This is a genomic window from Pseudomonas sp. LBUM1671, assembly GCF_059695685.1.
On record NZ_CP166782.1, the window covers coordinates 1,325,322 to 1,350,218 of the forward strand.

The 24,897-nt window shown below is 59.9% G+C and carries 20 protein-coding genes and 2 tRNA genes; 4 read left to right on the forward strand and 18 right to left on the reverse strand.

Features of this window, described 5'->3' with window-relative positions:
- Positions 1-454 precede the first annotated feature (454 nt).
- The 4 genes from ACA060_RS05905 to ACA060_RS05920 form a co-directional block, all read right to left on the reverse strand.
- Positions 455-1,750, reverse strand: coding sequence for a virulence factor family protein (locus tag ACA060_RS05905; RefSeq protein WP_497316007.1), 1,296 nt, complete (start codon positions 1,748-1,750; stop codon positions 455-457).
- Positions 1,750-4,392, reverse strand: a complete 2,643-nt coding sequence (mprF, locus tag ACA060_RS05910) for a bifunctional lysylphosphatidylglycerol flippase/synthetase MprF (RefSeq protein ID WP_497316009.1) — start codon at positions 4,390-4,392, stop codon at positions 1,750-1,752. The genes ACA060_RS05905 and mprF overlap by 1 nt, the downstream gene beginning before the upstream one ends.
- Positions 4,393-4,670: 278 nt before the next feature.
- Positions 4,671-4,747 (reverse strand) — tRNA-Met (locus ACA060_RS05915).
- 207 nt (positions 4,748-4,954) lie between these two features.
- Positions 4,955-5,031: transfer RNA gene (locus ACA060_RS05920), tRNA-Met, on the reverse strand.
- Between the two features lie 301 nt (positions 5,032-5,332).
- Between ACA060_RS05920 and dinB the strand changes: the two genes are divergently transcribed.
- Positions 5,333-6,394, forward strand: a complete 1,062-nt coding sequence (gene dinB, locus ACA060_RS05925; RefSeq protein WP_109628261.1) for a DNA polymerase IV — start codon at positions 5,333-5,335, stop codon at positions 6,392-6,394.
- A gap of 143 nt (positions 6,395-6,537) precedes the next feature.
- On the opposite strand, the gene ACA060_RS05930 is transcribed toward dinB, so the two are convergent.
- The 4 genes from ACA060_RS05930 to ACA060_RS05945 all read right to left on the reverse strand — a co-directional run bounded on the left by ACA060_RS05930 (position 6,538) and on the right by ACA060_RS05945 (position 11,312).
- Positions 6,538-7,491 carry a hypothetical protein gene (locus ACA060_RS05930; protein ID WP_497316011.1) on the reverse strand — a complete coding sequence of 318 codons (954 nt, stop codon included), beginning with the start codon at positions 7,489-7,491 and terminating at the stop codon, positions 6,538-6,540.
- Positions 7,492-7,508: 17 nt separating this feature from the next.
- Positions 7,509-9,224, reverse strand: a complete 1,716-nt coding sequence (locus ACA060_RS05935; RefSeq protein WP_109628263.1) for a proline--tRNA ligase — start codon at positions 9,222-9,224, stop codon at positions 7,509-7,511.
- Between the two features lie 130 nt (positions 9,225-9,354).
- Positions 9,355-10,914, reverse strand: coding sequence for an AmpG family muropeptide MFS transporter (locus ACA060_RS05940; RefSeq protein ID WP_109628264.1), 1,560 nt, complete (start codon positions 10,912-10,914; stop codon positions 9,355-9,357).
- Between the two features lie 44 nt (positions 10,915-10,958).
- Positions 10,959-11,312 (reverse strand): MGMT family protein, encoded by a 354-nt coding sequence (locus tag ACA060_RS05945; protein ID WP_497316014.1) that lies wholly within the window; start codon positions 11,310-11,312, stop codon positions 10,959-10,961.
- 162 nt (positions 11,313-11,474) lie between these two features.
- Between ACA060_RS05945 and ACA060_RS05950 the strand changes: the two genes are divergently transcribed.
- Entirely contained in the window at positions 11,475-12,482 is a 1,008-nt protein-coding gene (locus ACA060_RS05950) for a DUF481 domain-containing protein (RefSeq protein WP_497316016.1), read from the forward strand.
- 110 nt (positions 12,483-12,592) lie between these two features.
- Here the strand turns inward: ACA060_RS05950 and ACA060_RS05955 are convergent, their stop codons facing one another.
- Positions 12,593-12,802, reverse strand: coding sequence for a cold-shock protein (locus tag ACA060_RS05955; protein WP_002554837.1), 210 nt, complete (start codon positions 12,800-12,802; stop codon positions 12,593-12,595).
- A gap of 354 nt (positions 12,803-13,156) precedes the next feature.
- Between ACA060_RS05955 and dcd the strand changes: the two genes are divergently transcribed.
- Together dcd and ACA060_RS05965 are read left to right on the forward strand one after the other, a co-directional pair.
- The gene (dcd, locus tag ACA060_RS05960; RefSeq protein WP_010462661.1) at positions 13,157-13,723 is read left to right on the forward strand and encodes a dCTP deaminase; all 567 of its coding nucleotides are present in this window, start codon (positions 13,157-13,159) and stop codon (positions 13,721-13,723) included.
- A gap of 106 nt (positions 13,724-13,829) precedes the next feature.
- Positions 13,830-14,039: a hypothetical protein gene (locus ACA060_RS05965; protein ID WP_109628267.1), complete on the forward strand. Its 210-nt coding sequence runs from the start codon at positions 13,830-13,832 to the stop codon at positions 14,037-14,039.
- A gap of 57 nt (positions 14,040-14,096) precedes the next feature.
- Here ACA060_RS05965 and pdeM read toward each other — a convergent pair whose 3' ends face one another.
- The 9 genes from pdeM to ACA060_RS06010 all read right to left on the reverse strand — a co-directional run bounded on the left by pdeM (position 14,097) and on the right by ACA060_RS06010 (position 24,749).
- A complete protein-coding gene (pdeM, locus tag ACA060_RS05970) occupies positions 14,097-14,753 on the reverse strand; it encodes a ligase-associated DNA damage response endonuclease PdeM (RefSeq protein ID WP_497316018.1) in 657 nt (218 codons plus the stop codon).
- Positions 14,753-17,239, reverse strand: a complete 2,487-nt coding sequence (locus tag ACA060_RS05975; protein ID WP_497316020.1) for a ligase-associated DNA damage response DEXH box helicase — start codon at positions 17,237-17,239, stop codon at positions 14,753-14,755. The genes pdeM and ACA060_RS05975 overlap by 1 nt, the downstream gene beginning before the upstream one ends.
- A gap of 207 nt (positions 17,240-17,446) precedes the next feature.
- Complete coding sequence (locus ACA060_RS05980) at positions 17,447-18,211, reverse strand: ABC transporter ATP-binding protein (protein ID WP_109628270.1); 765 nt, start codon at positions 18,209-18,211, stop codon at positions 17,447-17,449.
- A gap of 13 nt (positions 18,212-18,224) precedes the next feature.
- Positions 18,225-19,343, reverse strand: a complete 1,119-nt coding sequence (locus tag ACA060_RS05985; RefSeq protein ID WP_497316022.1) for a succinylglutamate desuccinylase/aspartoacylase family protein — start codon at positions 19,341-19,343, stop codon at positions 18,225-18,227.
- 22 nt (positions 19,344-19,365) lie between these two features.
- The gene (locus tag ACA060_RS05990; protein ID WP_109628272.1) at positions 19,366-20,076 is read right to left on the reverse strand and encodes an ABC transporter permease; all 711 of its coding nucleotides are present in this window, start codon (positions 20,074-20,076) and stop codon (positions 19,366-19,368) included.
- Positions 20,073-20,801 carry an ABC transporter permease gene (locus ACA060_RS05995; RefSeq protein ID WP_109628273.1) on the reverse strand — a complete coding sequence of 243 codons (729 nt, stop codon included), beginning with the start codon at positions 20,799-20,801 and terminating at the stop codon, positions 20,073-20,075. The genes ACA060_RS05990 and ACA060_RS05995 overlap by 4 nt, the downstream gene beginning before the upstream one ends.
- Before the next feature lie 56 nt (positions 20,802-20,857).
- The gene (locus tag ACA060_RS06000) at positions 20,858-21,640 is read right to left on the reverse strand and encodes a transporter substrate-binding domain-containing protein (RefSeq protein ID WP_109628274.1); all 783 of its coding nucleotides are present in this window, start codon (positions 21,638-21,640) and stop codon (positions 20,858-20,860) included.
- 389 nt (positions 21,641-22,029) lie between these two features.
- Positions 22,030-23,718 carry an ATP-dependent DNA ligase gene (locus ACA060_RS06005; RefSeq protein WP_497316025.1) on the reverse strand — a complete coding sequence of 563 codons (1,689 nt, stop codon included), beginning with the start codon at positions 23,716-23,718 and terminating at the stop codon, positions 22,030-22,032.
- The gene (locus tag ACA060_RS06010) at positions 23,715-24,749 is read right to left on the reverse strand and encodes a ligase-associated DNA damage response exonuclease (RefSeq protein ID WP_497316027.1); all 1,035 of its coding nucleotides are present in this window, start codon (positions 24,747-24,749) and stop codon (positions 23,715-23,717) included. Before ACA060_RS06010 ends, ACA060_RS06005 begins: the two co-directional genes overlap by 4 nt.
- Positions 24,750-24,897: the final 148 nt, after the last annotated feature.

The window sequence follows — 24,897 nt, forward strand, 5'->3', positions numbered from 1 at the left end:
CTGGGGCAGCGGAGATTCGTAGCGTCGATTTATCCCAGGAAATGGTCGACGAGCTTGAAGACATGACAATTGAGGCCTTGGCCGGTGTGCGATTGGTCCGTTTTGAACAGGCATATGCAGTCAGCCACGAAGATATGCGGGCTCGGTACGCCGAAAGGGACTGAAGAAGCAGTGGATGGTTTGGGGTGTTATCGATTCCCGACAGATACAAACGGATCCGATGACCGTGGCTTCGCAGTGGTTGAGCGCATGACTTTGATGCAATAAAGATCTCTTGTGGGAGCGGGCTTGCCCGCGATGACGGCGGCAGATCCGACATTGATGGGGCAGACATACCGATATCGCGGGCAAGCCCGCTCCCACAGGGATCTGTGGTGCTTGGTTGAATCGGTAAATATGAAAAAGCCCCCGCAACCAAACGGCTACGGGGGCTTTTTCGTGGGCGGGTCTCAGATCACTCCTGAGCCGTCTCACCCTTGGCCTGGCGCTTCTCGATGATGTCCACCAAGCGCTTGGCCAGCGCCGGGTAGTTCTCGTCGAAGTGGTGGCCGCCCGGTAGCTTCATCGCTTCGCCCACGGCAGTCTTGTCGGTGCAGCCGCTTTCGTCGACTTCTTCTTCGCCGTAGATGCACACCACTTTCTCCGGTGGCAGCTTGGCCATTTCCGGGCCGGTAGCGGCTTCTTTGCCGGCGTTGCCGAGCCAGCCTTCGACTTCGATTTCGAAGCTGCCGGTGCGGGCGAAGGCGAGCAGGATGATGGCGTCGACGCGTTGCTGTTCTGCGGGTTCCAGGCGGTTGTAGATCGCCGGCAGGACGTCGGCGCCGAACGAGTAACCGGTCAGGATGAAGCGCTTGGTGCCCCATTTCTGCCGGTAGTGTTGCATCAGCTCGGTCAGGTCCAGGGCGCTTTGCTCCGGGCTCTTGTGCTGCCAGTAGTAGCGCAGGGTGTCGATGCCGACCACCGGGTAGCCGATCTTGGCCATCTCGCCCGCGACGTCGCGGTCCAGGTCACGCCAGCCGCCGTCGCCGGAGAGGAACAGGGTGACGGTGTCCTTGGCCTGGCCGGCCGGAACTTCAACCACGGGGATCTGCAGACCGCCAGCGGCTTTGTCACCACCGACGAGAAGCTTGCGCAGTTCGTTGTTCAGCACTTGCGGCAGGTTGATGTCGTAGTCGCTGATGCTGGTTTCGGCGTTGGCTTGGTCGCGCACGAAGCCGGCGCTGGTGTCGTCCGGGTTGTCGTTCCAGGCTACCAGCCAGTGACCGTGAGCGGCGCTTTTCGGCAGCAGGTGGGTGCAGCCGGGTTTTTCCAGGGCCAGGTCGACGGAGACGGCTTGGGCCTTGTCGTCCTTTTGCTCGGACAACCAGCGCCACGCCAGCACGGCGCCAGGGCCGATGCCGCTGACCAGGGTCGCCGGGCCTTTGAGTTCTCTCAGGCCCGATTGCAGGGCGCGACTTTGAAGCAGGCAGTCTTTCGGCAGGATCACCTGGACAATCTGCGCCGAGCCGGTGCGGCTCAGGGTCATCAATTGTTTGTCGCTGAGTTTCTGGTCTTCGTTGACTGCCACAAGCACCTGGGCGCGAGGTGTGTTGCCGGGGATGACGCGGGTCATCGCCGCGCCATCGGCCGGGGTCAGCTGTTCGAGGGTCGGTTCGGGTGCCGGGCGTTTCAGGTACCAGTAACCGCCGCCGAGAATCAGGGCCAGCACGACCAGCGTGCCCAGTACGTACCGCAAGGAGCGTTGAATCATCAGCGTTTCACCAATCCAGTCAAGCCGCCCGCAATCAGGGCAGCAGTATCGGCCAGGGCGACCAGCGGATCGAGTCCGGCGGGCACGGCCATATAACGGGGTTCCCAGTCAGGCTGGAATTTGTCTTTGAAGCGGCGCAAGCCTTGGAAGTTGTAGAGCTGCTCACCACGGCGGAAAACCATCGAGCCCAGACGCTGGGTCAGCGGTGCGCCACGCCGGGGTTGCAACCCCGACAGCGGCACCATGCCCAGGCTGAAGCGCGCGTATCCATGATTTTTATAATGTTGAATCAGGCCGACCATCATGAACTCCATGGTCAGCTTGGGGGCGTCCGGGTGCGCGCGCATCAGGTCGAGGCTGGCCAAGTCGTGGCCGTAGGTCTCGAGCAAGTTGGCGAACGCCACCGGGCGCCCTTCGAAACGAATCACCGCCACGCGGAAATGCTTGAGGTAGTCGTCGCTGAAACGGCCGAGGGAGAAGCCTTTCTCGCGCATGTTCTTGCCGGTCAGCCAGGCATCGGAAATGACCCTGAGCTCATCCATTGGCGCATGGCCCGGCTCAAAGATCTCCAACGACAGGCCATCGCGGGTGCCGCGGTTCCAGGTGTAGCGCAGGTCTTTCATCTCTTTGCCCTTGGCTTCGAGATCAAAGCGATGCAGATCGACCCGGGCTTCTTCGCCGAGCTTGATCGCGGTCAGGCCGATGTCCATGTAGTACGGCAGGTTTTCGGCGCGCACTTGATAGAACACGGGCCGGGCGTGGTGGATGTCGCAGAGGTCGCGGAACTGCCAGATCATTTCCGCCCGTTGCTGGCTCGGGCCGATCGGGTCGTACAAGGCCACCAGGCTGCGGCCACGGCGGGCGTACATCAGGAACGCCTCGTCGTTGGGGTGAAACAGCAGCGCCTTGTCACCGGTCAGGGCCAGGCCACCGTCCGGTTGGGCGGAGGCCATCAGGATCTTTACCGCACGGTCCAGCTCGTCAGGCGTCGGCAGATGAATTACCGGGCGCGCGGTGCGCAGCAGCCAAGTCAGCGACACGACCACCAGCAACACGGCGGCGCCCAACAAAGAGCGCAAGCCACGCGGGGCGTCGGCGTCGAGGGTGAACTGCCACCAGAGTTGATGGCTGTACGGAACGTCCTGATAGGCGAACAGCAGCAACCAGATCGACGCGCCGAGCACGCACAGGCTGGAGACCAGATACAGCGGCGAGAACGGCAATTCGGTAAGGCGGCTCGGGCGATAGAACGAGCGCCGGAACACCCCCAGCAGGCTCGCCGTCAGGGTCATCAGGCAGGCTTCTTCCCAGTCAAAGCCCTTGAGCAGAGAGAGCAGGGCGCCGACCAGCAATAGAATGGTGGTCAGCATCCACGCGGCGGACAACCGACGACGCAGACCTTGCGCCAGCAGCAGGCACAGCACGCCGACCAGGCTGGCACCGAAGTGCGACGCGTCGACCAGGCGATGGGGAATCAGAAAACCGATGTGTTCCAGGCGGGTGTCGATTTCCGGGGTCACGCCGGAGAACAGCAGCACCACGCCGGACAGGAACACCAGCACCGCCAGAATCGGCGCCGCCAGACCGGACGCGGCGCGCAGGGACTGGCGCGATTGAAACAGGCGCTGGCCTTCGTTGATCAGCAGGAACACACACGCCACCAGCAGCGGCAGCACGACATAGATCAGGCGATAGAGCAGCAGCGCAGCGGCCAGTGGAGCGGCGCCGAGTGTGTCGGCGAAGGCGGCCAACAGAATGGCTTCAAACACACCGACGCCGCCGGGCACATGGCTGAGCACGCCGGCGGCCAGGGCCAGCAGGTACACCAGCAGGAACGCACCGAAGGGTGGCGCTTCCGGCAGCAACAGATAGAGCACGGTCGCGGCAGCGGCCACGTCCAGGGCGGTGATGATCAGTTGCAGGAAGGTCAGACGCCGGCCGGGGAGGCGTAAGGTGCGGCGTCCGACCTTGACCAGCAGGTTGTCCGGGGAAGGTTGTTCCGGAAGGCGACGACGATAGATGCCGATGGCCAATACGCTGAAGAGCAGCAAAACAGCCGCGGCAACACCACCGAGCAAACCTTCGGACAATCCCAGGGCCGCCGAGGCGGCAGGCAGGTTGCTGAGGGTTGCGAGGGCGGCCAGCGGTGGCAGGGCGCAGCCGAGCGAGAGGCTGGCGAACAGCGTCATGTGAGCGACTTCTGAAGCGCCCAGGCCATGACGTGCATATAAACGGTAGCGAACCGATCCCCCCGAAAGCATCGAAAGACCGATGGCGTTGCCGATGGCAAATGCCGTGAACCCGCCCAGCGCCAGGATGCGCGGCGCCAGTGTCACGCCTGCGTAGCGGCTGGCGGACCATTCGTACCCCAGCAAAATGATGAAGCCGATCACGGTCGCAGCCAATGCGCCCAGCAAGGCCGGTTTTGGTACTTCCAGAATGGAGTCATGCAAAGCGTACAGATCGAGTTCGCTCAGCAGGTGACGGCAGGCAATCAGCGCGATAGCGAACAACAGCAACGTGACCGCCAGGCCGATGGGCTGACGGTACTTGCTGACCAGATCCAGCCAGCGCAGACGCTCGGCCTTGATCGGTTGGGTCGCTGTGACGGTGTCTTGTGGATCAGACGAGTTGGCGCGCATCAATCACCTCTTGGATTGTGCGCGACAGGATGGAGGTATCCAGCCAAGTTACCAATCCCTGTAGAAAAAAATAATCACAAATATTAACGCCTCTCACCGGTTGGCGGCGATGGCATGTCATTGGGCGTAGAGGGTTCTGTCTGCGATTCAGCATAGTCTGAACCCGCAGCCAGGGTGATCCCGAACGCTTCACTACACAGTGACAGGTCATTGTTGCGAAAGGACTTTTTCAACAGATACAAAAAAGGCCACTCTTTCGAGTAGCCTTTTTTGATGTTTGGTTGCGGGAGCCGGATTTGAACCGACGACCTTCGGGTTATGAGCCCGACGAGCTACCAGACTGCTCCATCCCGCGTCTGTGTGGCGGCATTCTATAGAGATACGCCGGTGTGTCAACCGTTAATCTGGAACCGGGTCAAATAAGTGTGAATAAGCGGCGAACGGTCGCAGGGCAGACTTAAGTTTCGGAATCAGAACGATTTCTCACTTCTGGTAGAAAAGAGCGACACAAAACAGACGCGCACAAAAAAGGCCACTCTTTCGAGTAGCCTTTTTTGATGTTTGGTTGCGGGAGCCGGATTTGAACCGACGACCTTCGGGTTATGAGCCCGACGAGCTACCAGACTGCTCCATCCCGCGTCTGTGTGTCGGCATTCTACAGAGGATCGCCGGGCTGTCAACCTCAAATCCGGATAAAACCTCTTCTCGTTCAATCGCTTAGCTAGGATTTTTGGTAGGAAGAACGGCTGCGAGTCAGGTATGGCAAGGCTTGCAGCTCTATCGAGCGGACCTTTTCGATTGAGAAAATAAATTCATCGGTTACTTTTCCTACCAGTGGGGAAGAAGATTCAGACTACTGGTGCTATATACAGGTGTCAGTGAGATACTGCCGATCCGACACGCCAATACGCCATTTCTTCGCCATGAACACCGCTTTTATATGACTCAGCGAAAAATCATCCACGTCGATTGTGACTGCTTCTACGCTGCCATCGAGATGCGTGACGACCCGCGCCTGGCGGGTAAACCCTTGGCGGTGGGTGGCTCGGCGGATCGGCGCGGAGTGATTGCCACCTGTAACTATGAGGCGCGGGCCTATGGCGTGCGCTCGGCGATGTCTTCCGGGCATGCCTTGAAGCTGTGCCCGGACCTGACCATCGTCAAGCCGCGCATGGATGCTTATAGAGAAGCGTCGAAGGAAATTCACACGATCTTTAGCGATTACACCGACCTGATCGAGCCGCTTTCCCTCGACGAGGCTTACCTCGACGTGTCGGACTGTGCACATTTCGGTGGCAGCGCCACGCGCATCGCCCAGGACATTCGCCGCCGAGTCTCCAATCAATTGCACATCACGGTCTCGGCCGGCGTCGCGCCGAACAAGTTTCTGGCCAAGATCGCCAGTGACTGGAAGAAGCCCAACGGTTTGTTTGTGATCACGCCGGATCAGGTCGAGGACTTTGTCAGTGGTTTGCCGGTGAGCAAGCTGCACGGCGTGGGCAAAGTGACCGCCGACAAGCTGGGCAAGCTCGGCATTGTCGATTGCTCGCATTTGCGCGAGTGGGACAAGTTGGCGTTGGTGCGCGAATTCGGCAGTTTTGGCGAGCGACTCTGGAGCCTGGCCCGTGGGATTGATGAGCGCTTGGTGCATAACGACAGCCGTCGGCAGTCGATCAGTGTCGAAAACACCTACGACGTGGACCTGCCGGATCTGGTGAGCTGCCTGGATAAATTACCCGAGCTGCTGGAAACCCTGGCCGGTCGCATGGCGCGGATCGACAGCAGCTACCGGCCGGGCAAGCCGTTCGTCAAAGTGAAATTCCATGACTTTACCCAGACGACGCTGGAACAGGCCGGGGCAGGGCGGGATTTGGGGAGTTATCAGTTGTTGCTGACTCAGGCGTTCAATCGAGGGGGGAAACCGGTGCGGTTGTTGGGGATTGGCGTGCGACTTGAGGATTTGCGGGGCGGGTTTGAGCAGATGGAGTTGTTTGAGCGGTAGTGGCAGGGTTTTGATGCGGCGGTGAATGTCAGGCCGTCATCGCTAGCAGGCTAGCTCCCACATTGGATTTCCTGTGGACACATAATGTGTGACCGCCTCAAATCCCCTGTGGGAGCTAGCCTGCTAGCGATGCTTTTCCAGCCTTAATTCGGGTTTGGATCCGCCACCAGTCGCCCGGCATCCTTGGTCAACGACTTGAGGAATTCGGTCTGCAACTCTGGATCGTTGCGGGTCAGTTCGATCAGGCTCTGTTCAAGTTCGCTGGCTTCTTCTTCCAGACCCAATTCCGACAAACGCTTGACCCGGTGTACCCACTGGCTCACTTCGTCGTCTTCGAGGTCGTCATAAATCAAGCCGTGCGCTTCGAGCAGCTTGCCGCGCAAGCCACTGCTGACCGCCAGGGACGAGTCGGTGTGCACATCGTCCTGACCGTCTTCGACGCTGATCAACAGTCGGCTCAGATGATTGATGTCATGTTCGGCGAACGGGCTGTCCAGCAGGTTCAGGCGCAGAACACCGTTTTTGTCGGTGCTCAGATCAAACGTTTCTTTGCCCGCTTTCACCACCACCGGACGCTCGCTCCACGGCAGGCTCGAGTATTCGGTGCGCTTGTCGAGCTGGATTTCGTCGATCCCGGCCAGGTTCTGCTGCGCCCGACCGTTGGACTGCACGTTCATGAACGGGTTGAGCCCGGCAAAACCGTAGCTCAGCCAATCCTTGGTGACGCTGTCCGGCAGGTTGCCGAGGGTGAACACGTTGACCACGTTCGCACCGACCCCGCCGACCACCGCCACCGCGCCCAGCGGGATCTCGTAGACCTCCCGCCAGGGTTGGTAAGGCGTGTAGCGATCGTAGTGACGCGTGACTTCGAATTCGGTGACTTCGAAGGTCTTCTGCTCGTGGATTTTCACCCGACGTTGCGGCAACTCAAGCACCTTGGGCTCGCCGACATCGATCTGCAGGCTGTGATCGAGCAATTTACGCTCGACACGCTCCTCGTGCTCGCTGCGTTGCGACATGTGATTGGCGCAGCCGCTGACCAGCAGGGTGCCGCACAGGGCGGCACCACCGAGGCCTAAGGTGTTTCGCTTGAACATGACTTCTCTATCTGGTGTCAGCGGCGGATACGGGCCTGGAGGAAAGACAGTACGTCGGCAACCGGCAGCGCTTGCGCTTCAGGTTCGGTACGGCTCTTGTATTCCAGATTGCCTTCGGCGAGGCCGCGGTCACTGACCACGATCCGGTGAGGAATGCCGATCAGCTCCATGTCCGCGAACTTGATGCCCGGGCTGGTTTTCTTGTCGCGATCGTCCAGCAGCACTTCGAAGCCGGCCGCAGTGAGTTCTGCGTACAGTTTGTCAGTGGCCTCGCGAACCTGTTCGGTCTCGTAGCGCAATGGCACCAGGGCAACCTGGAACGGCGCCAGTGTGTCGCTCCAGATGATCCCGTTCGCGTCGTTGTTCTGCTCGATGGCTGCAGCCACCACGCGGGACACGCCAATGCCGTAGCAACCCATTTCCAGGGTCACCGGCTTGCCGTTCTCGCCCAGCACTTCGCACTTCATCGCCTTGCTGTACTTGTTGCCCAGCTGGAAGATGTGCCCGACTTCGATGCCGCGCTTGATTTCCAGGGTGCCCTTGCCATCCGGGCTTGGGTCGCCGGCGACAACGTTACGCAGGTCGGCAACGGTCGGAACAGGCAGGTCGCGCTCCCAGTTCACGCCGAAGTAGTGTTTGTCGTCGATGTTGGCACCGATGCCGAAGTCGCTCATCAGCTCGACGGAACGGTCGATGATGATTGGCAGCGGCAGGTTCAGCGGGCCGAGGGAACCGGCGCCGGCGCCAATGGCGTCGCGCAGTTCGCTTTCGGACGCCATGACCAGCGGGCTGGCAACGCCAGGCTGGTTGCCGGCCTTGATTTCGTTCAGCTCGTGGTCGCCACGGATGATCAGGGCAATCAGCTTGCCTTGCTCTTCAGCGTGAACCACCAGGGTCTTGATGGTCTTTTCGATCGGCAGGTTGAAGCCTTCGACCAGTTGCGCAATGGTCTTGGCGTTCGGTGTGTCGACCAGGCGCAGCTCTTCGGTCGGCGCGGCGCGTGAGGTCTCGCGCGGCACGGCTTCAGCTTTCTCGATGTTTGCGGCGTAGTCGGAACCGTTGCTGAAGACGATATCGTCTTCGCCGGACTCGGCCAGTACGTGGAACTCGTGGGAGCCGGCGCCGCCGATGGAGCCGTTGTCGGCTTCTACAGGACGGAACTTCAGGCCCAGACGGGTGAACACGTTGCAGTACGCCTGGTGCATGCGGTCGTAGGTGATCTGCAGCGAAGGCTGATCAGCATGGAACGAATAGGCGTCCTTCATGATGAATTCGCGGCCGCGCATCAAACCGAAGCGTGGGCGGATCTCATCACGGAATTTGGTCTGGATCTGGTACAGGTTGATCGGCAGCTGTTTGTAGCTGCTCAACTCGTTGCGCATCAGATCAGTGATGACTTCTTCGTGGGTCGGGCCGGCGCAGAAATCGCGACCGTGACGATCCTTGAAGCGCAGCAATTCAGGGCCGTACTCTTCCCAACGACCGGATTCCTGCCACAGCTCAGCCGGTTGAGTACTCGGCATCAACACTTCGAGAGAGCCGGCGGCGTTCATTTCTTCACGAACGACGGCTTCGACCTTGCGCATCACTCGCAAGCCCATCGGCAGCCAGGTGTACAGGCCCGAGGCGAGTTTGCGGATCATGCCGGCGCGCAGCATCAGCTGATGGCTGATGACGACCGCGTCGGAAGGCGTTTCTTTCTGTGTGGCGAGCAAAAATTGACTGGTGCGCATGGTTGGCCGTTGTCGGTTGCTGATGACGAGAAATGACGGAGCATTGTACGGGCGAGATCCGCTGGCGTACAGGCGTGCGGTCGGCGGTGTGGCACGAGGGCGGGAATCGTCGCGCCCTCTGCGAAATGTCCTACGATTCTTCTGCGACCTGGGTCGGCACCGGTTCGGGTGTCGGCGTCGGACCTGCACGGCGGCTCTCCTGGAACCAGTGCAGGGCGATCAACAGCAGGGTCGGAACACCCAGCAGCGCCGTGATCAGGAAGAAGTTGTGGTAACCGAATTTCTCTACCATGACTCCTGAATAACCGCCGATCAGGCGTGGCAGCAGGAGCATGATCGAGCTGAGCAGGGCGTATTGGGTGGCCGAGAACTTGAGGTTGGTCAGGCTCGACAGGTAGGCGACGAACGCCGATGTCGCCAGGCCCGAGCTGAAGTTGTCCAGGGAAATGGTCAGGATCAGCATGTTCAGGTTGGCGCCCATGTCGGCGAGCATCAGGAACAGCAGGTTGGTGCCGGCCGACGCGATGCCGCCGATCAGCAGGATCGGCAAGATGCCGAAACGCACGATCAGCAGGCCGCCCATGCCGGCGCCGACCAGAGTCATGATCAGGCCGAAGATTTTGCTGACGCTGGCGATCTGATCCTTGGTGAAGCCCTGGTCGATGTAGAACACGTTGGCCATCACACCCATGACCGTGTCGGACATGCGGTAGGTGGCGATCAACCCGAGCAACAGGAACGCCTGCCAGCGGTACCGCAGAATGAAGTCGTTGATTGGCGTCAGCACCGGCGCCAGGCCGCGGCGTCCCATGGCCGACAGGCACATAAACGTAAGCGTGGTGTAGAGGATGGCCCGCAGGAAGGCGCGGTCTTCGAGCAGCAGGTCGAGCGGGCTCACGCCTTCGAACAGCACGCTGGCGAAATCAGTGTTGTAGAGCTGAGTGAACATGGCCGGCACGGACACCAGCAGCACGATCAGCACGAACACCGACATTAGTTGATGCATAAAGCTGTAGCGGCCGGCTTGAAGTTGGGTGCGCAGGGGCACGGGCGGTTCGCGCATGAACAGCGTGGTCAGTAGTGCCGGAACCATCAGGGCGCCAAACAACACGTAGGTGCCGGCCCAGGCGGAATGCTTGTAGTTGAAGCCGGTGGAGCCGAAGCCTTCGGCAAAGAACAGCGCGCCGGCCGTCGCCAGCAATGCGGCGATCCGATAGCCAGACATATAGCTGGCTGCGAGCGCGGCCTGGCGCGTGTCGTCGGCGATTTCCAGGCGATAGGCGTCAACCGCGATGTCTTGCGTCGCCGAGGCGAAGGCGACGACCACGGCGATGGCGATCAGCCAGGACAAATGCTTTTGCGGGTCGCAGAAACCCATCCCGATCAGGCCGAGGATCACCAGAGCCTGGGACAGCACCAGCCAGGAGCGTCGTCGACCGAGCTTGCCGAGGAATGGCAGGCGCCATTGGTCGAGCAGCGGGGACCAGACCCATTTAAAGGCATAGGCCAAGCCGATCAGGCTTGCATAACCGATGGTTTCGCGGGCCACACCGGCCTCACGAAGCCAGACGGAAAGCGTCGAAAACACCAGCATGTAGGGCAAGCCGGCGGCGAAACCAAGCAACAACAACACAAGCGTCGAGGGGCTGGCATAGGCGGCGAGCGCGGCGCGCCAGGTTTTAGGGGGCATGGGCTGGAGTCTGCCTCAAGAATTACGGAAACAAAGCGCGCACTCTAACCGCTGTGCTCTACCGGGCGCCAGCCATGGCGCTGAATATCAACACGATTGTTCAGGATACTGACACCTTCGGAGCGCAATCGCGCGCGCTGTTCATCCCCCGAGGGACTGCCCACGGGCAGGCTGATCCGGCCACCGGCCCCCAGTACGCGATGCCACGGCAGTTTAGTGTCGCCGGGCAGTTGGCTTAATGTGCGTCCGGCCCAGCGCGCGGCGCGGCCCAATCCGGCTAGCTCGGCCAGTTGACCATAGCTCACCACTTTGCCCTCGGGCACCTGCGCGAGTGTCAAGTAGAGCGCCGTGCGTCGAATTTGCGCCGCACTTTCGGTTTCAACGGTTGGGTCGGTCACGTCCGTGGTTCCTGAAAAGGTCGCCTTACCGTTTGTAGAGTAAGTCGTGGATTGGCAATTGAGAAATGAACTCAATAGAAATAGTCGGGTCAGTCCTTGCTAGGGTCTTATTCTCAGGGATAATGCCGACTTTTTTTCGCAAACTTGAGCCTGTATCTGCTTATGGTGTCCAGAACCCTGCTGTGCCTCGCTGTCCTCAGTGCCTCCACGCCGTTGCTCGCTGATACCGTCTGGTTGAAAAACGGTGACAAATTGAGCGGCAAGATCACGCTGTTCGATGGCGGTAAATTGCTGATCCAGACCGAGTATGCCGGTGCGGTCCCGATCGACTGGAAACAGGTCAAGACCCTGGAAAGCGATCAGGAATTGTTGGTCAAGCAGGATGCCTACACCGGCGAGAAAGCCAAGTCGCTGCATGCGGCAGACGATGGCAAGGTGACGCTGGAAAACGGCGAGGCACCCAAGACGGTCGAGTTGGCCAGTATCCAGCAGATCCTCAAGCCCAAGCCGGTGGTCGAAGACCTGGTGTGGAAGGGGAATATCGACGCGGCGCTGGATTACCAGCGGGCGGAAAAAGATACCGATGACTACGACATCGACTTCAAAACCACTGCGCGCCATGGCAAATGGCGTCATATCGCGGAAGGCGAGTACAATCGCGAATTCCAGGATGACGTGGTCACCACTGATAACTGGCGGGGCGAATACTCGCTCGACCGATTCCTGACCGAGAAGTGGTTCTGGCAGGGTCGCGCGGTCTATAAACGTGACAAGGTTGAAGACCTCTCCCGTCAGCGCACCGTGGGTACCGGTCCGGGTTACCAGTTCTGGGATGACGAACTAGGCGCATTCTCCCTGGGTTCGCTGGTCAACCGTACGGACTATCAGTTCTCCGACGGCAGCAAGGAAAACTTCTATTCCCTGGCGATGAAGTGGGATTACAACCGTTACCTGATCGGCAAGAAGGTGGAGTTCTTCACCAATGGTGAAGTGGGCAAGCCGCTGTCGGGCGTGGCCGATTACGCGCTCGATGCCGAAATGGGCTTGCGCTACAAAGTCACGGAGTGGGCATCGCTTAACCTCAAGGCTGAGCGAGATATCATCAGCGGCACCGACGATGCTGATCTGGACAAGACCCGCTACACCGCAGGGTTTGGCGTGGCCTGGTAAGGCATAAAAAAATCGCAGCCACTGGCTGCGATTTTTTTTGCCTGCAAAACACACAGGCACAAAAAAGCCCCGCTTTTGAGGGCGGGGCTTTTTACTAAAGCAAGTACAAGTTAGATAACTTGAACTTCTTCAGCTTGCATGCCTTTCTGACCGCGGGTAGCGATGAAAGAAACCTGTTGGCCTTCTTTCAGGCTTTTGAAGCCGTCGGATTGGATAGCTTTGAAGTGAACGAACAGGTCGTCACCGGATTGTGGAGTGATGAAGCCGAAGCCTTTTTCATCGTTGAACCACTTAACGGTACCAGTTTGGCGATTAGACATGGTGTAACTCCTTGAACAAAGATAACTGCGACGCAGGAAGAACCCTGGCCGAGACTGAGTGCAAAGAGCAGGAAAAATTCTTGTAGATGGTTGGATCGAAATTCAACATATCGTGTAGAGATTCTCAGTGACACAAGCAGCACAGTGGCGCCACCTTAACCCTTTTTCAGGGACGTGCCAATGCTTCCTGCGAAGGTTTCTCTGTTTTCATGACTGACGGTCCGTTGGATTAAGGCGAAGGCCCAGTTATCACGGGGGATCGGCGAGAATTGTGCCCCGAACTTTGAACCCGGAGCGCGCGCCCGGTAAGATGCCGGACAGAATTTTTCCACCTCGCTATTCAGGACACCCGCCATGAGCATCAAATCGGACAAGTGGATTCGCCGCATGGCGCAAGAGCACGGCATGATCGAGCCGTTCGTCGAGCGCCAGGTGCGCGGCAGCGACGATAACCGTGTGATCTCCTACGGCGTGTCGAGTTACGGCTACGACGTTCGTTGCACGAGTCATTTCAAGGTGTTCACCAACATTAACTCGGCCATTGTTGACCCGAAAAATTTCGATGCCGGCAGCTTCGTCGACATCCATAGCGATGTTTGCATCATCCCGCCGAACTCTTTCGCCCTGGCCAGCACCGTCGAATACTTCCGTATTCCGCGCAACGTATTGACCATCTGCCTGGGTAAAAGCACCTACGCCCGCTGCGGCATCATCGTCAACGTCACCCCGCTTGAGCCTGAGTGGGAGGGGCACGTGACCCTGGAGTTCTCGAACACCACTAACCTGCCGGCGAAAATCTATGCCAACGAAGGCGTGGCGCAGATGCTGTTCCTTGAATCCGACGAAGAGTGCGAAGTGTCCTATAAGGACCGTGGCGGCAAGTATCAGGGCCAACGTGGCGTGACTCTGCCACGCACCTGATCCATTCATCTGGCAGGTCGCGGGAATTCTTCAGCGGGTAGACACTCTATTGGGTGTACTGCCCGGTTCGCGTACAGCGGACGGGGCCATCGCTCAGGAGTGCTTTATGAAGATCGATCCGCAAATAAGTGCCGAACTGGCAAGGCTTGAGCCCAATCAGATTGGCGTGTTGGCCTGGTCCTTGTTGGCACATCCACCTATCAGCATGGCAGGGGGCATCCCCGGCCAGCCTGATCCCGATACGCCCAACGAGCAACCTACCGAGCCCGGTGAGCCCACCCTGCCGGATGAGCCGCCTCCCGCGCCCGTAGCCTGATCTGCCGTATCTGCCGTCGAAAATGAAATGGCCAGTCAGCTGTAGTCCCTGAAGACTTCAGCTGACTGGCCATATTTCGTTGTCGCCGATGACAAAAATCCTGCAGCTGTCGTCCCGATCGACCTGATACCCACCAGTGAACGCGCCAAAAGCCGGAAGCAGGCTGATCTGCTCCCCCAATCTGAAACACGCCAGGCGCAAACGCTGCCGACCTCTGCCGTTCAGCCGATAGACCGGATGCACATGCCCTGCGAGCACATGCCGCTGCGGATGTGGATCGGGTTCATGTTGCAAGGCAAACGGCCCAAGCAACAACGGCTCAGGCACCACGCGTATGTGCAACGAGGCTGGCGGGTCCCCGGCGCGTTTGTCGTGGTTGCCGCGGATCAGCGTCATCGGCAGGTCCGGGTGCCGCGCCCGCCAATCCGCCAGTGCGCTTAACGTGCCGGTGGCATGGGAGCCAGGTCCGTGCAGAAAGTCCCCCAGGAAAATCAGCTGACGGCAGGGCAGAGCGGCCAATAGCCCGTCCAGCACTGCGACATTGCTGGCAGTGGTGCCATGGGGCACTGGCTGACCCAGGCTTCGATACGCCGCCGCTTTACCAAAATGCACGTCGGCGATCAGCAGGGTTTGTTGCGCCGGCCAGTAAATGGCTTTTTCCGGCAACAGCCACAATTCTTCACCGGCCAGTCGCACGGGATAGGGCGTACTCATCAGGGTTTCCCGGTTTCGGCGGTTTTCTCAAGGTCGGTGACCATGCGACGGATACGGTCCGCGAGTTTTTCCGAACTCATGCTTTCCCGCATGCGCTCAACCAACAGGGGAAACCCCAGCGGTGTTGGACGCTTGATCGGGTGCAGGTCTATCTTCAGTTGATTGATACGCGCCAACGTCTGTTCCAGACGTTGAATATCCAGTTCTTCCCGTAGGACTTCTTCCCCGGCCTGGGCCAGTAACAGATTTCCGGCGTCGTAATGCTTGAACACCTGGAAGAACAGTCCGCTGGAGGCTTGAACCTGCCGCGTGCTTTTCGGCGCACCGGGGTAACCGGCAAACACCAGCCCGGCAATTCGCGCGATTTCCCTAAAGCGACGAAGCGCCAGTTCGCCGGCATTCAAACTGGCGAGTACGTCTTTCAACAAATGCTCGGGACTCAACAGTTCGGGGTTCAAAACTTTCGACCAGTCCACAGCCGTGGCGCTGAGCAATTCCAGCCCGTAATCGTTGACCGCGATGGAAAACGTTATCGCCTGCTGCTGGCTGACCCGCCACGCGAGCAAACTCGCCAGCCCCAGATGCACTTGGCGTCCGGCAAAGGGGTAAAGGAACAGGTGCCAGCCTTCGCGGGATTTCAGCGCTTCGGCCAGCAACGACTTCGAGGTCGGCAGCCCGGACCAGCGCTGCTGCACCTCCAGCAGTGGGCGCAACGCTCGCATTTCCGGGCCAATGAACTCGCCTTGCTCTGCCGCGCTGAAACGCGCGACCACCGCCTGCGCCAGTTCGTTGGAAAGGGGCATCCGTCCGCCATTCCAGCGTGGCACCGCAGCTTTTTTCGCGGTGCTGCGTTTGACGTAAGCGGTCATGTTTTCCACCCGCACCAACTCCAGCAAGCGCCCCGCGAACAGAAAACCGTCGCCCGGTTTGAGCCGCGCAATAAAGCCTTCCTCGACACTGCCCAACTGCTTGCCACCACCACCCTTGCTCCAGAATTTCAACTGGATGCTCGCATCGCTGACGATGGTGCCGATGCTCATGCGATGTCGTCGCGCCAGCCGCGCATCCGGTACGCGCCAGACGCCCTGCTCATCAGGCTCGACCCGGCGGTAATCCGGGTAGGCTGTCAGAGAAAGTCCGCCATGGCGTACGAACGCCAGCGCCCAGGTCCAATCCTCCACGGAGAGGTCTCGATAGGCCCAGGCGCCACGGACTTCTTCATACAACTCATCGGGCACAAATCCACCGCCCAACGCCATGCTGACCAGATGCTGCACCAGCACATCCAGCGGTTTGTACGGCGACTGGCGAGGCTCGATACGGCGTTGCGCCACGGCGTCTTGAGCCGCCGCCGCTTCGATCAGCTCCAGGCTGTGCGTCGGCACCAGCGTCACCCGTGACACACGGCCCGGCGCATGACCCGAACGCCCGGCCCGCTGCATCAGGCGCGCCACGCCTTTGGCCGAGCCGATTTGCAGCACCCGCTCCACCGGCAGGAAATCCACCCCCAGGTCCAGGCTTGAGGTGCAGACCACCGCTTTGAGCTGACCGTCCTTCAGCGCCCGCTCGACCCAGTCACGGGTGTCCCGCGACAGTGAGCTGTGATGCAAGGCGATCAGCCCGGCCCAATCGGGGCGCGCCTCCAGCAAGGCCTGATACCAGATCTCGGATTGTGCGCGGGTGTTGGTGAACACCAGGCTGCTGGGACTTGAATCAATTTCGGCGACGACCTGCGGCAACATCTTCAAGCCAATGTGCCCAGCCCATGGAAAACGCTCGATGGCCGGCGGCAGCAGCGTGTCGACCCGCAGTTCCTTGGACGTCTGGCCTTGAACACTGATGCCGTCACCCTGAGGGATCAATACCTGTTCGGCGTGGGACTGATTACCCAGCGTCGCGGAAACGCCCCACACGATCAGCTCCGGATTCCACCGACGCAAACGGGCGAGAGCGAGTTGCAGTTGCACGCCACGCTTGTTGCCGAGCAGTTCGTGCCATTCGTCGACCACCACCATGCGCAAGGTCGAAAGCGCGGTTTGCGCATCGGCACGGGCGAGCATCAGGGTCAGGCTTTCGGGTGTGGTGATCAGCGTGGTGGGCAGGCGCCGGCTCTGACGCGCACGTTCGCTGCTGCTGGTGTCGCCGGTGCGCAGGCCGACGCTCCACGGGATCTGCAGGTCTTGCAGCGGCGCTTCCAGGGCGCGAGCGGTGTCGGCGGCCAAGGCGCGCATGGGCGTTATCCACAGCACGGTCAGCGGTTCGGACAGCGGTTTGCGTTTGCGAGGGGGGTCTACAGGAGCGATCGACTTGGCGAAGCGATTGAGCGCGGCAAACCAGACTGCATAGGTTTTACCGGCACCGGTGCTGGCGTGGAGCAACCCGGACTCACCGCGTTTAACGGCCGTCCACACTTGCTTCTGGAAGGCGAACGGCTTCCAGTCGCGGGCGCTGAACCAGTATTTTGCGTAGTCGGGGAAGGATCCCATGCCGGCGGTGTGCGCTCTGAAAGTGTTCTTTCAGTGACCGCGGCGCAATGTAACAAGTTTAATTGCTTTGTTTTTTGTACTTACGAACGATAGCTGAACCTGTGGGAGCGAGCTTGCTCGCGATTACGATCTGACTGACACATTTATAGTTGAATGCGCTGCCGTCATCGCGGGCAAGCCCGCTCCCACAGGTTTCTTTGTGTGCCGTTACTTGAGGTTACCGCTGAGGAACTGCTTTAGCCGCTCGCTCTTTGGATTGCCCAGCACGTCTTCCGGCGCGCCTTCTTCCTCGACCAGGCCCTGATGCAGAAACAACACCTGGCTCGACACCTTGCGGGCGAAGCTCATTTCGTGGGTGACCATGATCATGGTCCGGCCTTCTTCAGCCAGGCCCTGGATCACTCGAAGCACCTCACCCACCAGCTCCGGGTCGAGTGCCGAGGTCGGTTCGTCGAACAGCATGACCTCCGGTTCCATGGCCAATGCCCGCGCAATCGCCACGCGTTGCTGCTGGCCGCCGGAAAGAAACGCCGGGTATTGATCCGCCACCCGCGCCGCTAGGCCGACCTTGTCGAGATAACGTCGCGCGCGGTCTTCGGCTTCCTCTTTGCTGCAACCCAGCACCCGGCGCGGGGCCATGGTGATGTTTTCCAGCACGGTCATGTGGCTCCACAGGTTGAAGTGCTGGAACACCATGGCCAGGCGCGTGCGGATTTTTTGCAATTCATCGGGATCGGCCACGTGCATGCCGTGACGATCCTTGATCATGCGGATGTTCTGGCCGTCCAGTGTCATGGCGCCGTCGTTCGGCTGCTCAAGAAAGTTGATGCAGCGCAAAAAGGTACTTTTGCCCGAGCCGCTGGCGCCGATCAGGCTGATGACGTCGCCTGTATTGGCCTTGAGTGAAACGCCTTTGAGCACATGATGATCGCCATAGCTTTTATGCAGGCCTTCAATGGTCAGTTTGTACATGGGGCATGCATCCTCAAGGCGAAAGTAGGTAGCCGCTGCGATAGGCCTCGGTGCCCGCGACGTGCGCGATCACCATGCCGGCAGTGGCCATGCGCCGCAGCGAACGGGCGTACATCAGGCCGGCGGCGGTGCAATGAACGGGGGTGACGCGATCGTTGATCGGGTCGATGATTTCGGCGATCAGTTGCCCGGCCTCGAGGTATTCCCCCGGCAGCGCGGTGAACACCAGCAGGCCGCCCACCGGTGTCGACACCGGCTCGACGCCGGCCAACGGTGTGGCGGGGTAGGGCAGCTCGGGCAATGGCGCCGGTTCGCCGGCAATGGCGCCGAAGTGAATCAGGTAATCGATCAGCGCCTGGCAATCGAGGCTGGCCAGGGGGTGATTGACGTCGCCCTGGCCGCGCAATTCGACGGTGACCGAAAAGCTGCCGAGCGGAATGTTGAATTGTTCGCCGAAACGCTCTTTCAACTGCCACCACAGCAGGGTGAAGCATTCATCGAACGACTGACCGCCGGAATCGGTGGCCAGCAGGCTCGCTTCCGCGCCGATGTAGCGCGCCAAAGGTTCGACCTGGGGCCAGGCTTCGGGGGTGGTGTAAAGGTGGGCAACCGCTTCGAAATCGCAATGCAGGTCCAGCACCACGTCCGCATCGCAGGCCAGTCGTTGCAGGGTCAGGCGCTGGGATTGCAGTTGCGTGCCGGCAGTCTGCGCCGCCAAGGCATTGCGCAGGCTGGTGCGGATGAGTTCGAGGTTGTGCTGCAGATCATCGCCCAGTTGGCCTTCGATCTCGTTGCCCACTGCTTCGCTCAAGTCGACGAACCAGCGATTGAAGTTCTGCCCGCTTTCCAGCTCGTAGCGGCCCAGCGGCACGTCCATCAGCACTTGTTCCAGGCCAACCGGATTGGCCACTGGCACCAGCACGATTTCACTGCGCAGGCGGCCGGAGGCTTCAAGTTCCGCCAGACGCTGCTTGAGGTGCCAGGCCACCAGCATGCCGGGCATTTCATCGGCGTGCAGGGACGACTGGATGTAGATCTTGCCTTTGGCCGACGTCGGGCCGAAGTGGAAGCTGTGAATCTGTCGAGCGGTCCCCGGCAGCGGGGCCAGCAAGTCATGTATCTGGTGGCGCATGTTCGTCTCTTTATTCCTGGTCCTAGTGGGTCGGTCCGAGGAACGCCAGCCATCGGCGTTCGGCGAGGCGGAACAGGCCGACCAGCGCAAAGGTAATCGTCAGGTAAATCAGCGCGGCGATGCCGAACGACTGGAAAGTCAGGAAGGTCGCCGAGTTGGCGTCCCGTGCGACTTTCAGGATGTCAGGGATGGTCGCGGTGAACGCCACAGTGGTCGAGTGCAGCATCAGAATCACTTCGTTGCTGTAATAAGGCAACGAGCGACGCAGGGCTGATGGCATGATCACGTAGGCATACAGCTTCCAGCCTGTCAGACCGTAGGCCTTGGCCGCTTCGACTTCACCGTGGGCCATGCTGCGGATCGCCCCGGCGAAAATCTCCGTGGTGTAGGCGCAGGTGTTCAGGGCGAAGGCCAGGATCGTGCAGTTCATCGCATCGCGAAAGAACGCATCCAGTACCGGTTGTGCACGTACTGCGGCCAGGCTGTAGATACCGGTGTAGCAAATCAGCAGCTGGATATACAGCGGCGTGCCGCGAAACAGGTAGGTGTAGAACTGCACCGGCCAGCGAATGTAGAAATGCGGCGACACTCGGGCGATGGACAGCGGGATCGACACCAGGAAGCCGATGACGATCGAGGCGGTCAGCAGCCACATGGTCATGGCCAGGCCGGTGATGTTGTAGCCGTCGGTATAAAGGAAGGGTTTCCAGTATTCCTGCAAGAGTTCGATCATCGTACGGCCTCCCGGGAACCGGCGGCGTAGCGGCGTTCGAGCCAGCGCAGGACGAAGTTCGAGGCGCTGGTGATGGCCAGGTAAATCAGCGCGGCAAGCACCAGGAAGTAAAACAGTTGATAGGTGCTTTTACCGGCGTCCTGCGCAGCCTTGACCAAATCGGCGAGGCCGATGATCGATACCAGCGCGGTGGCCTTGAGCATCACCATCCAGTTGTTACCGATACCCGGCAGGGCGAAACGCATCATTTGCGGGAACACCACGATTCGAAAACGCTGGCCGCGTTTGAGGCCATAAGCGGTAGCGGCTTCGACCTGACCCCGAGGCACCGAGAGAATCGCCCCGCGGAAGGTTTCGGTGAAATACGCGCCGTAAATGAAGCCCAGGGTGATGACCCCGGCGCTGAACGGGTTGATCTCGATGTATTCCCATTCCATGAAATCGGTAAACGACGTCAACCAGGTTTGCAGGCTGTAGAAAATCAGCAGCATCAGCACCAGGTCCGGCACGCCGCGAATCAGCGTGGTGTAGATCTGGGCCGGAACCCGCACCAGTTTGACTTTTGACAGTTTGGCGGTGGCGCCGAGCAGGCCGAGCAATACGGCCAGCAGCAGCGACAATGCCGATAATTTGATGGTCATCCAGGTGCCTTCCATCAGCAACGGACCGAAGCCCTTGAGGCTGAAGGCTGAGAGCCCCAGGTTTTGTAATAGGTTTTCGAACATAAATCAGCAACCTGATCGGGTGAAAAAAGCGCCCATCGCGAGATGGGCGCCGGGCATTATTTGCCGCTGTACAGATTCAGATCGCCAAAGTGTTTCTTCTGAATGGTGGCGTAGGTGCCATCGTCGTGTAACGCTTTGATACCTTTATTCAAAAGTTCTTTGAGGTCTTTGTTACCTTTAGAGATACCGATAGCTGTTTTGGACGGCAGCAATTCGCTGTCAACCGGCTTGCTGACTTCGTAGCCTTCACCCTTCGGCGACTTCAAAAAGCCCAGTTCGGCTTGCAGCATGTCCTGGATCGCTGCGTCGAGACGACCAGACATCAGGTCGGAATACACCTGATCCTGGTTCTGGTAGGCCTGGGTTTTCACACCGGCCTTGTCCAGCACGGCCTTGGCGTAGGCTTCCTGGATGGTGCCTTGCTCATAACCGACAGTCTTGCCCTTCAGCGAAGCCACGTCTTCGCTCAGGCCGGAACCCTTCTTGAACACGTAAGCGGTTGGACCGGAGAACAGCTCATCGGAGAAGTCGATGACTTTTTCGCGGGCCGGGGTGACGGTCATCGAAGAGATCACACCGTCGAATTTATTGGCCTTCAGACCCGGAATCATGCCGTCGAAATCGCTTTCGACCCATTTGCACTTGACCTTCAGCTCGGCGCAGATCGCGTTCCCCAGATCGATGTCGAAGCCCACCAGGCTGCCGTCGGCCGCTTTCGACTCAAACGGAGCATAGGAAGGGTCAACGCCAAAACGCAGCTCTTTGTATTCCTTTGCCATGGCGGAACCAGCAGCCATGCACAACGCCAGTGCAGAAAGGGTCAGCAATGCTTTTTTCATTATTCAATCCCTAAGAACCAATATGAGCGCTTGTGGCGCAGAATTATTGTTACTGGAAAGCGTAAGACCTAATGAAAGTAGCAATTTCCGAACCAGAGTCCCGAACAAGCGTTTAAAAGGTGATACAAGAAGTGGCAACAGGGGATTTGTGCACGAAATCGGGCGTCGAAAAATAGCTGCACCAACTTGGTTCGCAATGGCACAAAACCATGTGGGAGTGAGCCTGTGTGGTGAGGGGATTTATCCCCGTTCGGCTGCGCAGCAGTCGTAAAACCAGTGAATGCGGTGTTGCCTGGTACACCGCGGTTGCAGGTTTGGGGGCCGCTTCGCAGCCCAACGGGGATAAATCCCCTCACCACACAAGCTCGCTGCCACAGGGGGAGATTGGGTCAGCCAAGTAAATCTTGCAGCGTTGCGAGGTTGTCTGCTTCTTCCACCGACTTGTCCTGCCGCCACCTCAGCATCCGCGGAAACCGCACGGCAATCCCGCTCTTGTGGCGTTTCGACAGGGCAATACCCTCAAATCCCAGCTCAAACACCAGGCTCGGTTTCACACTGCTCACCGGCCCGAATTTCTCCACTGTGGTCTTGCGCACGATGCTGTCGACCTGACGCATTTCCTCGTCGGTCAGCCCGGAATAGGCTTTGGCGAACGGCACCAGCGTTCGTTCGCTGGCGTCCGGCGGACCGTCCCAGACCGCGAACGTGTAATCACTGTAGAGACTCGCCCTGCGACCATGACCGCGCTGCGCATAAATCAGCACGGCGTCGACGCTGAAGGGGTCGACTTTCCATTTCCACCAGATGCCCATGTCCTTGGTCCGGCCGACGCCATACAGCGCATCCCGGGCCTTGAGCATCATGCCTTCGACGCCTAGGCTGCGGGAGGCTTCGCGTTGTTTGGCGAGGTCAAACCAGTCTTCGCCGGTCAGTACCGGTGAGGTGAGTAACACCGGGTTGTTGCAGGTGCCGACGAGTTGATCGAGTTGCGCGCGGCGTTTGGCCTGAGGCTGACTGCGCCAGTCCTCGCCTTGCCATTCCAGCAGGTCGTAGGCGAGGACCACCACCGGCACTTCTTCGAGAATTTTCTTGTCCAGGGTTTTGCGGCCGATCCGCTGCTGCAACAGGGCGAACGGCATGACCGCGGGAGCGGCCGGCGATTGCGGGTTGAAGACATCGTCAGTATTCGGTCGAGGAGTTTTCCAGGCGACGATTTCACCATCGATCACTGTCCCGTCCGGCAAACCGTGCAACAGGCTGTCGAGTTCGGGAAAGCGCTCGGTCACCAGTTCTTCGCCGCGTGACCAGATCCACAGGCGCCCCTCACGCTTGACCACTTGAGCGCGGATGCCATCCCACTTCCATTCCACTTGCCACTGGCTCGCCGGGCCGAGCACGGCTTCGAACTGCTCGACCGGTTGTGACAGGGCGTGGGCCAGAAAAAACGGGTAGGGCTGGCCACCGCGTTGGGCATGTTCGTCGCACGATTGGGCCGCGATCAATTTCAGATAACTGGCCGCGCTCGGACGATTCGACAGGTCGGTGTAACCGACCAGCCGCTGGGCCACGCGTTTGCTGTCGAGCCCGGCCATGGAGGCCAGGGCACGGGTTACCAACAGCTTGGAAACCCCGACGCGGAAACTGCCGGTGATGAGTTTGATGCAGAGCATCAGGCTATGGCGATCCAGTTGCGCCCAGAGCGCGGGCAGTCGCTCGACGAGGACTTCCGGGGACTCACCGCGCAGTGGCAGCAGCTTGTCTTCGATCCATACCGCCAGCCCGTCGGTGGAGCTGTGCAGAGTTTCGGGCAGCACCAGCGAAATCGTTTCCGCCAGATCGCCGACCGCTTGATAACTCTCTTCGAACAGCCAAGGCTCAAGTCCGGAAAAATCGACCGCCAGCTCACGCAGCACGCGTACCGGCACCAGTTGCCGTGGGCGTCCACCGGACAAGAAGTACACCGCCCACGCGGCGTCTTCGGGGGCGGCCTGGGCGAAGTAGGATTGCATCGCAGCCAGTTTGGCATTGCTTGAAGTGGTAGCGTCGAGTTCGGCATACAGCTCGGCGAATGCCTTCATGACAGCACCTCGGCGGTCTCGGGTTCGACGGCGGCGTTGTCGTCCTCATCGTCGCCATACTCCGTGCTGAAACCCATGGCATCGAGGCCTTGTTCGCGCAGATGACGCACCAACACCCCGACCGAACCGTGGGTGACCATCACCCGTTCGGCGCCGGTCTGTTCGATGGCCCAGAGCAGGCCCGGCCAGTCGGCGTGGTCGGACAATACAAAACCGCGGTCGACACCGCGTCTGCGCCGCGTGCCGCGCAAGCGCATCCAGCCACTGGCGAAGCCATCGCTGTAATCGCCAAACCGGCGCATCCAGGTGCTGGCGCCGGCCGATGGCGGGGCGATGACCAGCGCCTTGCGCATCATCGGGTCGCTTTTCAGGACATCGCCGGCATAGATCGTCGGCGGTATAAAAACGCCGCTGTCGCGATATACCCGATTCAGTGGTTCGACGGCACCATGCACCAAGATGGGGCCGAGGCTGGCGTCGATGCCGTGGAGAATCCGCTGGGCCTTGCCGAAGGAATAACAGAACAGCACGCTGGTTTTGTCGACGGCGGCATTGGCCTGCCACCACTGATTGATCTCGGCAAAGACCTGCGCCTGGGGTTGCCAGCGATAGATGGGCAGGCCAAAGGTCGACTCCGTGATGAACGTATGGCACTTCACCGGTTCAAATGGCGCGCAGGTGCCGTCAGGCTCGATTTTGTAATCCCCGGAGGCCACCCAGACTTCGCCGCCGTATTCCAGGCGCACCTGGGCGGAGCCGAGGACGTGGCCGGCGGGGTGAAAACTCAGGGTGACACCGTGGTGCTGCAAGCGCTCGCCATAGGCCAGGGTTTGCAGGTTGATGTCCTGGCCCAATCGCGCACGCAAAATCCCTTCGCCGGGTGCGGCCGCCAGGTAATGCTGGTTGCCGGTACGGGCGTGGTCGCCGTGAGCATGAGTGATGACCGAACGCTCGACTGGCCGCCACGGGTCGATATAGAAATCGCCGGCGGGGCAGTACAAACCTTCAGGACGCGCGATAACAAGATCCATGTTGTTACCAAAATGGGGGGACTTGTTAGCTATGAGGTTTGCGCGAAGCCAGAAGTTCTATCGAGATTTCAAGGATGAGTAAGATCCCAGTGTGGGGCACCTGTGGCGAGGGGGCTTGCCGGAACGCCGCATCGCCCCGTTCGGCTGC